This is a genomic window from Campylobacter sp. TTU-622, from assembly GCF_016598965.1.
GTDB lineage: Bacteria > Campylobacterota > Campylobacteria > Campylobacterales > Campylobacteraceae > Campylobacter_D.
Genome location: NZ_JAENKR010000113.1, coordinates 1 through 3,223, shown reverse-complemented (window position 1 = coordinate 3,223; position 3,223 = coordinate 1). Strand labels below are relative to the sequence as shown.

Below are 3,223 nucleotides of genomic sequence, written 5' to 3'. Positions count from 1 at the left end.
GTTTTGCTATTTGAAGTTTATCTTTTTTCATTGCAACTCTCCTTTTTCACAATTTTACTAAAATTATTTTTTGTTTTCATTAATCCAACAATTTTTATTAATATAAATTTTCTGATAGAAACCTAAATCTATTCTATAATATTTAATTATTCTATCACTTGTATCTATTTTTCTTTTATTTTCTGGTAAATTTTTATATTCAGTATAAGTAATTTTAGTTAATTTATCTGCTTTAAATTTATCTTCATCTTTTAAAGAATTATATTGTTCTTGTGTAATTTCTTTTTTTTCATAGCCATTATTCCAATCTTCTTCAGGATAAAATTTTGTGGAACAAACATATTTTAAGTTGTAATTAGAATATTTATGCGATGAAAGAATTTTACAATTATTATCTAAAGTTGGATTAATTCTATATCCATAATGATTAATTGTTATCGTAGTGCAACCTTCTCCGTGTCCGCTACATTTACGTATAGTTTCTGTGCTTAAAATAGTCCTTTGATATCTTTTATTTAAATCTGGAACATAGCAAGTTCCTGTTAAATTAACTAAACTATTTCTCCAATCTTCTAAATCTTTATCATCACTTAAAATAGCTTCTGAACTTCCTAAAGGACAAAGATTTAAAAAAGATTTTCTTGCCTCTAAAGTTTTCCACGGTTTTTTAAAATGTATTGAAAAATATTTAGCAATAGCAGAACTACATTCAGCTGGTAAAACTGGTGAAGCTAGACACAAAATAGCTTCACAAGCTAATCTTTTATCTCCTGTAAATGTTTGCATATTTGGTATAGATATAGCCAAAACATTAGTTGTATAAAAAACTAAAATAGCACCTAAAATTCTTTTTTTCATTTTTTCTCCTTTTTATATTATAATTATAGTATATTTATACTTAATTTATATTTAATTTATAGTATTTTTATATTCTTTTTATAGTCTTAAAAAGTGAAAATAGGAAAGCCGTTTTCATCTTTTGGTTGTTGTTGAATATCCTTTAAATAAGGATTATATTCTTTAGGATCTTGTGGCTCTTCGTAAGTTAAATCAAAACTTGGACTTTTGTTTATTTGAGTATTGCCACCATTTATTCCTAAACTTGCTACTGCTTGAGAAAAATAAATATTAAGTTCATATTGTCTTTGGGTCATTTCAAGAATTTTAATTAAAATAGCATTTGTTAATGCTTGAGCCTGTTTTTGATTATTAGCTTTTAATAATTGTTTAGAAAGCTCCTTTAAATCTTTATCCATTTTTACCTTAGTATAAGGATTATTACTTTCATTTTTTTGATAATTATCATAAAAAGATAACATTTTATTTATTTTATCTTGATTTGCTTTAGATGATAAATATTGCTTTGCATTTTCTAAATTTTGAATTTGTATTAGAGTTTCATTATAAGTTTTAGTATCATTTTTGGTTAAAGTTAAAAGCTTTTGATTAAGTTGTTGTATAGATTTATCTACTTCTGTTGTATCACTTATAGCCGAAATACAGGTATTAACCTTATCTATGTATTTTGTTCCTACATTTTTAATTTTAATTTGGAAAAAAGAGCTTTCTTTTTCCATAAAATTACAAGCTCTAGTGATATCTTCAATTTCTCCGTAAAAATCATCTGGAATAGCTTTAATATTATCATATAAACTTTGGGTTTGACTAATTAATGATTTTGTATCACCTAAAATCTCGCTTATAGAAGACATATCTACTCCAAGCTCTTTCATTTGCTTTTCAAAGTTAGTTGTATCTTTAATCATTTGTTGATATTGTGTTATCATTTGCTTATAATTAGTAACGGCTTGTGCTATACTCGCTGCATCAATTACTGGAATACCTGATGAAAATAATGAAGTTGAAAAAAGTAAAGATAAAAATAATTTATTTATTTTCATAATGAAATTCCTTTACTTTCTGATGTTTTAACTTTAGCTTTATCCATTGTTTTTTTAATATTATTTTCAATAATTTTTTTAGTTTGTTTATATTTTTTAGGATAATTTTCTTTAAAATTTGGAGTTTCTTTATCAATATAATTAATATATTCTTGTAGTTTTTGAGTTTCTTTTAGATCCATTTTCTCTGGATTTTTTGTAAGCTTATCAAGCTCATAATAAAAATTACGTTCTTTATTCATATCATTAATACCATTTTCAACACTTTTAGTTTTTTGGTGAAGCTCTTTAATAAAATCTATTACCACTTCTCTAGTTTTTTCTGTTTGCATAGCTAAATTCAATTTTTCTTCTCTTTGGCGATTAAGTTCATCAAAATTATTTTCTTTTTCTTTTAAAATCAAATTTAAACTTTTATCCATTTCATACAATGATTTTAAAATAGCACTAAGGCTTTTTGAGTTAAGAAGATTTTCGATAGAATTTTCAAAATTTTGCTCTAACTTTTCCATTTTTTCTTCCATTTCTTTAAGTTTTTGAGCGTGTTCTTTTTCCATTTCTGCAAATTTCTCATCATATTCTTCTTGACTTAAGCCTTTTTTCTCATTATTTTCTAACTGATCTTTTAATTCTTTTTCTTCTTTTGCCATTTCTTCTTTAGTATTGTTAATTTCTTTTTGCAATTGTTCTTGTTCTTTTAAAATTGATAAACTTTCATTAAGCTCTGGATTATCCTTTATTTCTTTAAGGTTATTTTCAATAAAAGCTCTTTTTTCATTAGGGGTTTCATATTCTGTAGTTAATTCAATAAAATTACGCATATCATTATCAAGTTTTTCTTTTTCTTCTAGAATTTCTAAAGTTTGTTTTGCTTCTTGTGGTAAATCTTCTAATTTTAATTCTTTTTCTAATTTAGCTTTTAACTCTTCTTGATTTTCTAAATCTTCTTGAAAATTAAGCTTATTAACTTCTTCTAATTCTTTTTCTAATTCTTCACTACTTTTTTCTAAATTTAGCTCTTCTTTTTTTTCTTTTTCAGTATCAAATTGCTCTTGCCATTGTGATAAAATACTCTTTGGAGTTTGTTCTTCTTTAATGTCTTCCATTTTATATCCTTTATATTTTTATTTTTAAATTAAATACAATTATAAAAATAAGGATTAAAACCTAAATTAAGAAAACCGCCACTATTTCATTAAAATTAAAATTAAATTGGTGGCTTATAAAAAATAAAAAAGCCCTAAAATAAAGATTTTAAAACTAAATATATCTTTTTAATATTTTTTCAAAAAAATAACTCTTTTTTAATTAAAAAATAAAAT

Annotated in this window: 3 protein-coding genes; all 3 read right to left on the bottom strand. The window is 23.5% G+C overall.

Going from position 1 to position 3,223, the window contains the following annotated elements; all coding sequences use genetic code 11:
• Positions 1-63 precede the first annotated feature (63 nt).
• Positions 64-858 carry a TrbM/KikA/MpfK family conjugal transfer protein gene (locus tag JG677_RS07555; protein ID WP_200286031.1) on the bottom strand — a complete coding sequence of 265 codons (795 nt, stop codon included), beginning with the start codon at positions 856-858 and terminating at the stop codon, positions 64-66.
• 86 nt (positions 859-944) lie between these two features.
• Positions 945-1,901 carry a type IV secretion system protein gene (locus JG677_RS07550; protein WP_200286030.1) on the bottom strand — a complete coding sequence of 319 codons (957 nt, stop codon included), beginning with the start codon at positions 1,899-1,901 and terminating at the stop codon, positions 945-947.
• The gene (locus JG677_RS07545) at positions 1,898-3,007 is read right to left on the bottom strand and encodes a hypothetical protein (RefSeq protein WP_200286029.1); all 1,110 of its coding nucleotides are present in this window, start codon (positions 3,005-3,007) and stop codon (positions 1,898-1,900) included. Before JG677_RS07545 ends, JG677_RS07550 begins: the two co-directional genes overlap by 4 nt.
• Positions 3,008-3,223: the final 216 nt, after the last annotated feature.